The sequence below is a fragment of the Nostoc sp. genome (assembly GCF_036917655.1).
GTDB lineage: Bacteria > Cyanobacteriota > Cyanobacteriia > Cyanobacteriales > Nostocaceae > Nostoc.
On the sequence record NZ_JBALCY010000079.1, the window covers coordinates 97065 to 103307 of the forward strand.

The window sequence follows — 6243 nt, forward strand, 5'->3', positions numbered from 1 at the left end:
AGTAAAGACTTTTAATCCAAAATCTAAAATCTAAAATCCAAAATTGGTAGATAAGTTATGGTTCAAAGTCGCTCTAGTCCATCTGTACGCATTCAATTAACGCCAATGCAAATCCCCGAAGCTTTACCCGTGGCAGGTTTAGCATTTGCAAATGCGGAAAACATGGATGTAGCTGGACGTAGTTTACTCTTGCATCCTGGGCATCCCAGCGAGATGATTGTGCAAGTGCAAAACTTAGAACAACGTCCTTTGCGGGTGAGATTAAGCGTTGAAGGAAACTTTCCGTCCCAGTGGTGTCAGATTGGCACAGAAGGCAGTGAGATACCGCCTCGTGGACAAATGGATGCCGTCCTCTACTTCTCAATTCCCGACACATTTTTTGAAGACCAAGAAGCGATCGCTCCTGGAAAAAAAGACAAACTAACTCTCAATTTTCGCAGCCTAATTACTCTACATATAGACCCAGGCGCAGACAACGAAAAAATCGAGAGAAGCGAGTATTTTGATTTATATATCCGTCCCTACACTGCCTACATGGAATTCTTGCCAATTTTGTATCGGGAAGTGGACTTTATTGGTCGCTTCATGAAGATATTTGAGCAAGCTTTTCAACCAATAGTTGATAGTTACAAAGTCATGTGGGCAAACCTCGATCCCTTGACAGCACCGCAAGCATTACTACCCTTTATGGCTCATTGGGTTGCTTGGCAAGTAGATTCAATTTGGGATCTCCAGCAACAGCGGCGTTTAATTCGCCGGGCTGTAGAACTTTATCGCTGGCGAGGAACTCGTAAAGGATTACGTCTTTATTTACATCTTTATACTGGTTTACCTCTAGACGAACATTTACCTAATGAAGCTGATAAGCATATTAGTATTACAGAACCTTTTGGCCCAAGTTTCATTATAGGAGACGCACAATTAGGAAATGCAGTTTTAGCAGGTGGGCAGCCATATCACTTTATAGTGCGTTTGCGTTCAAACATTGCTAGTGGCATCATCAATGAACAGCTTATCCAAAGAATTATAGAACAAGAAAAACCTGCTTTCTGCACTTATGAATTATCTATCGAAAATTCCCCTAATTAAATAATTCGTAATTCGTAATTAAGTAAGTAAAATTAAATTGTAGAGTGTGTTATCGCTTTAGCGTAACCCACTATAGCAATCCGAATTGAAACTGAGAAAATACGGAGATTAAAAGTACATATATATAGGATTTTCAGCGATTTTCTTTCTCACAAATGATTTAGGATTGCTATATCAATAATTCAAGGTGCGCTAGCCTTTTGCATAACACACTCTACATCTACATCTAATTTAAAATCCAAAATTGAATAGCTAGTATTGTTTAAAATTGCTGGAACAGGCTTTTAATCCCAAATCTAAAATCTAAAATCCAAAATTGATATGTCCCATCCTTTCCCACCCCCACCAATTAAATCCTTTGAACGCCTGCAAGCCGCAGACGGGTTACTAATCAATGCGGAACGCTGGCGCACAGCCCATGATTACCACCGGAATCGGCAAAATGCTCAATATCAAAGTTTAAACCAACCAGGAATTGTCTGCGGTTTAGGCGTCCGAGATGTGACTGCCCCAAGCCAAGTAGAAGCTAAATATCGAGATGGACGTTGGGTGCAAATTCAACCTGGTATTGCAATTGATTTAGCTGGTAATCTAATTGTTATACCGACTTCTTATGATTTTCCCATTGATATAGAAGTAGCAAGTTCAGAACCGCTGATGATCTATTTAGTCGTTAGCTATGTAGACCCTGATGAATTGCGGCGCGGACAGCAAAGAGATATCGTTCAAGAAACTTATCGAATTGACCAAATAAACTCCACACCAGTCAGTTCAGAAATAGAAATATGCCGGATACTTCTGCAACCCGGACATACTGAAATTAACCAACCTGCGGATGCTTTCTTTCCTGGATATAACAATATTGATTTACGTTATCGCCGTCAGGCACAAATGCGTCCCCAAGCACTTGTGTGTATGGCGCAGGCGAATCATAGTGATCCTGAATGTGCGCGTAATTTTTTCAGCCTTTCGTACTTATTACAAGCAGTAGAACCCCTATATCCCAGTTTGCGAGGGGCTGATGAACCAGGTCAGGTTTCTTTAGGGGAAAATATCCAAGACTATGACATACTTTATCTGACAGGTGGACAAGCCATATCTTTAAATAGTCTCGAATTTGAATCTCTAAAAAATTACTTAAATTTAGGTGGTGTACTTCTAGTTGATGCACCAACAAATGCTAATGCTCTAATTGAGAGTACTCAAGCTTTAGCACAACAGTTAGAAAGTCCGTTAAGACCTTTAGAAGAATTGCAACGGAGTCATCCTTTAAGGACAAAACCTTTCTTATTTGCTGCCTTGCCAATGGTTAATCAACAGCAGATTAAACTATTAATCGGTGGAGGAATTATTTTAGCGATTGGAGATTTAGCAACTGCTTGGGGACTGGATAGAGATTTGAGTTTACCCAGATTGACCATTCGTACAGCTCAGGAACTCGGAATTAATATTCTTCACTATGCTTGGAAACGGCGACAGTTGATAGGTTTGCAACAGGAAGATAATTCCGGGCAGTGGTGAAAGCCAAGTTAGTAGGATGGGCATTGCTTTAAATAATATTGCACCTATTCCACATTTTTTTGGCAATTAATATCAATCTTCTGCCCGCAACAGCCAAAAGCCGCTATAAGTCATCCCGGAATCATCTGGTTGCACTAACAAAAAATGCAATCCTCGGCTTTGCTGTTTCCGTTGTTGATATGCTTGGGCTGCTGTTGTAACTTCTGAATCTTCAAATGTGGCAACAATCCACCTGTCTACCAAGCCAGCTTCTAATATTAAGCCGTCTGGTGCGCCAGAAATGTAGTTTAAGCCTACGGGACGGGCTTGCTGCAACCACCGTGCTAGGCGCATCGATTGCCGTCCACCATAAATTACCACACCAGGGACGGGCACTGTTGACGCTAAACCCAAATTGATGGGTTTGAGAAATTCTGGGATGTGCAAAATGGGAATGGGGCGATCGCTAAATCTCGTTTCTACATCACTAGCAGCTAGAGTCGCAAAACGCCATTGTTCTCCCCAGAGGTTTTCTGATAATGGTGCTGGGGGCGGTTTATCCAGCGTTGAGGGATATTGTTTTTCTTGTAGCCACTGCTTCAGTGCCAAAGTGTGGCGGGTAGGTTCGACATTAATACCCAAATTGCGTCCAGCCGCCTCAATTAAACTTAGAGATTGAGGACGAAACACCTGAATCACTTCTGGCAATTTGTCGCCAGATGCTAACTCAAGTTGAGCCGCAACCCAATTAGAATTTGCTGCTGACTGGAGACAGGTAGCTTCATATTTAAAGCTGCGAGTTGCGTCACAAATCAACAACTCCCATAAAATTTGTCCAGATGCATCCTGTAAGGGACGACGATAAAAATCAGCCTGCCAAATTTTCATACGCTGGGAGTGGGGAGTGGTAGGGGGAGCAGAGGGAGCAGAGGAGTGGAGTTCAAAGACTCATTCACGAGTATCAAAGACTCGTCAGCGGGTGTAAAAGACTTATACCCTATTCCCCATACTTAATTTAAAAAGCCTGAATCCATTCTTTGACAGAATATTCAGTCCAGATGCCATTTTTCCAGTAGGGGTCATTTTCAATTAACTGGCGCACGGTGGCTTCGTCTTCGGCTTCGTAAATCCCAAAAACTTTTGTAACATCTTTGGTGGGGCCAATAGTAATCAGCACACCCGATTCTTTCTGTTTTGCTAATCCGTCTAAATGAGCTTGACGGTGGGGGGCGCGTTTTTCGAGAACGTCTTCGCAGTAAGTTCCCCAGACTACATATTTAGGCATAATTCCTTGTTACTCCTACTGATTAATAAGATAACGCCGTGTGCAACTTTACTCTCAGACCTAACCCCCAACCCCTTCCCTACAAGGGAAGGGGAGCTAGAATCAAAGGCTCTCGACCTTTCGGGGAGAGGAATGGAAGTGGGGTTTTAACAATAAGTCGCGCATCGCGTAAGATATTGCTTGCTTTCACCCTAAATTTTCTCTAGAAAAGAAGAGTTAGTACTATGCCAAACTCAAAATTTAGACTCACTTTGTTGCCTCAACCAATCACGAAAACTAGCATGATAAAGACTATAATGCATTTCGGCTGCTATTGATTCTAAATGTAAAAACTCTCGCCACTTGTCTAAAATTACCTTGATTTCATATTCATCTACATCTAATCTTTCTGCTATTATTTCTATTGATATTGATTGCTCTTGAATTAAGATATTTAACACCTGTAAAGCCATTAGTTGCTGTTTACTGGTTGCTAAATTCATCTTTTCTAAGTGATTTTGGTAATAAAGTTGTAAATTTGGGTGGTAAATATCCTCATTAATATCTGCTAAAATTTCCCTAACATACAGAAAATTAGTTTCATTTTTGCTAATTTGCGTTAATAATTGATGATTAATATTGGGAGAATTTAAATAATTTTTAATATATTCCTGGATATCAGCGCGATTTTGTTCAGGGTAATTTGATAAATCTAAAGATTGGGCTGGTGTTTCAATTAATAAACCTGATTTATCTGTCAAAAAAGGACGACGACTCAGGATAAAATAAACTTTTTCGGGGAGATAACGGGGTAAATAGAAAATATTTGAGCCGCGTGGTTGATTTTTGATATCAATTCTATCGCAGCCATCTATAGTAATAATTAAACGTTGTTTTGGTTGCAATCTATTGCTGATTTGTTGCAGTAATAACGATAAAAAACCACTGTCTTCTGTGGTAGACTTAGTAAAGTTAGTGGTGAAATTTTTAATGCCTTGATTGTGGGCGATTTCTATTAATTGAGTGCAAATTGTCGTCAGAAATTCCTCAACGCGATTTTTACCTGTGATTTCGACGTTGTAATAAACAACTCCCGAATTTTGGCTGACATAATGGGCAAGAATGGCACTTTTACCAATTCCAGGCTCACCGATAATAGTAAAGTAGCCTCGGTCAGATTGATTGAGAAAGTTGTTGATAGCAGCAAAGACAAATTCACGACCGACAAAATTGTGGTTTTTGGTGGTAATGATTTGCTGAAATTCTGGGGGATATCTGGGGATATTAATTGTATTTTGGGTGATGTTATTCATTTTCTGAACCCCCTTCTAAACGGAGTAAATGAACACGCCCTGAGGATTCTCCTGCTATAATTGTCAATCCATCTGGGGAAAATGCACAGCAATATATAGAACTATCACCAATAAAAGTAGAGATTTCCTTTCCTGTCTCTAGATCCCACTGTTTCAGGGTGTTGTCATCTGAAGCAGAAACGGCTGTTTTTCCATCTGGGGCGATCGCTACTGCAATTACGCTGGAGTTATGACCTGTCAGGGTAGAGATTTCCTTTCCTGTCTCTAGATCCCACTGTTTCAGGGTGTTGTCAAGTGAAGCAGAAACGGCTGTTTTTCCATCTGGGGCGATCGCTACTGCATTTACAAAGGAGTTATGACCAGTCAGGGTAGAGATTTCCTTTCCTGTCTCTAGATCCCACTGTTTCAGGGTCTTGTCATAAGAAGCAGAAACGGCTGTTTTTCCATCTGGGGCGATCGCTACTGCATATACAATGTCGTTATGACCAGTCAGGGTAGAGATTTCCTTTCCTGTCTCTAGATCCCACTGTTTCAGGGTGTTGTCATTAGAAGCAGAAACGGCTGTTTTTCCATCTGGGGCGATCGCTACTGCTCTTACAATGTCGTTATGACCAGTCAGGGTAGAGATTTCCTTACCTGTCTCTAGATTCCACTGTTTCAGGGTGTTGTCAGATGAAGCAGAAACGGCTGTTTTTCCATCTGGGGCGATCGCTACTGCTCTTACAATGTCGTTATGACCAGTCAGGGTAGAGATTTCCTTTCCTGTCTCTAGATCCCACTGTTTCAGGGTCTTGTCATAAGAAGCAGAAACGGCTGTTTTTCCATCTGGGGCGATCGCTACTGCATATACAATGTCGTTATGACCAGTCAGGGTAGAGATTTCCTTTCCTGTCTCTAGATTCCACTGTTTCAGGGTGTTGTCAGATGAAGCAGAAACGGCTGTTTTTCCATCTGGGGCGATCGCTACTGCTCTTACAATGTCGTTATGACCAGTCAGGGTAGAGATTTCCTTTCCTGTCTCTAGATCCCACTGTTTCAGGGTCTTGTCATAAGAAGCAGAAACGGCTGTTTTTCCAT

The 6243-nt window shown here is 41.3% G+C and carries 6 protein-coding genes; 2 read left to right on the plus strand and 4 right to left on the minus strand.

Translation table 11 applies throughout. The features are described from left to right. Positions 1-57 precede the first annotated feature (57 nt). Both V7K30_RS30640 and V7K30_RS30645 read left to right on the plus strand, forming a co-directional pair. On the plus strand, positions 58-1089 hold the full coding sequence (locus tag V7K30_RS30640) for a phage tail protein (RefSeq protein WP_335005851.1): 1032 nt from the start codon (positions 58-60) through the stop codon (positions 1087-1089). A gap of 321 nt (positions 1090-1410) precedes the next feature. Continuing rightward, positions 1411-2610: a DUF4159 domain-containing protein gene (locus V7K30_RS30645; protein WP_335005853.1), complete on the plus strand. Its 1200-nt coding sequence runs from the start codon at positions 1411-1413 to the stop codon at positions 2608-2610. Positions 2611-2682: 72 nt separating this feature from the next. On the opposite strand, the gene V7K30_RS30650 is transcribed toward V7K30_RS30645, so the two are convergent. The 4 genes from V7K30_RS30650 to V7K30_RS30665 all read right to left on the minus strand — a co-directional run. Next, complete coding sequence (locus V7K30_RS30650; RefSeq protein WP_335005855.1) at positions 2683-3477, minus strand: Tab2/Atab2 family RNA-binding protein; 795 nt, start codon at positions 3475-3477, stop codon at positions 2683-2685. Between the two features lie 127 nt (positions 3478-3604). Beyond that, a complete protein-coding gene (locus V7K30_RS30655; protein ID WP_335005857.1) occupies positions 3605-3874 on the minus strand; it encodes a YciI family protein in 270 nt (89 codons plus the stop codon). Positions 3875-4107: 233 nt separating this feature from the next. Further along, on the minus strand, positions 4108-5166 hold the full coding sequence (locus V7K30_RS30660; RefSeq protein WP_335005859.1) for an ATP-binding protein: 1059 nt from the start codon (positions 5164-5166) through the stop codon (positions 4108-4110). Beyond that, positions 5159-6243: WD40 repeat domain-containing protein (locus V7K30_RS30665; RefSeq protein WP_335005861.1), on the minus strand; the 1085-nt coding region annotated here is incomplete at its 5' end. The genes V7K30_RS30665 and V7K30_RS30660, both read right to left, overlap by 8 nt.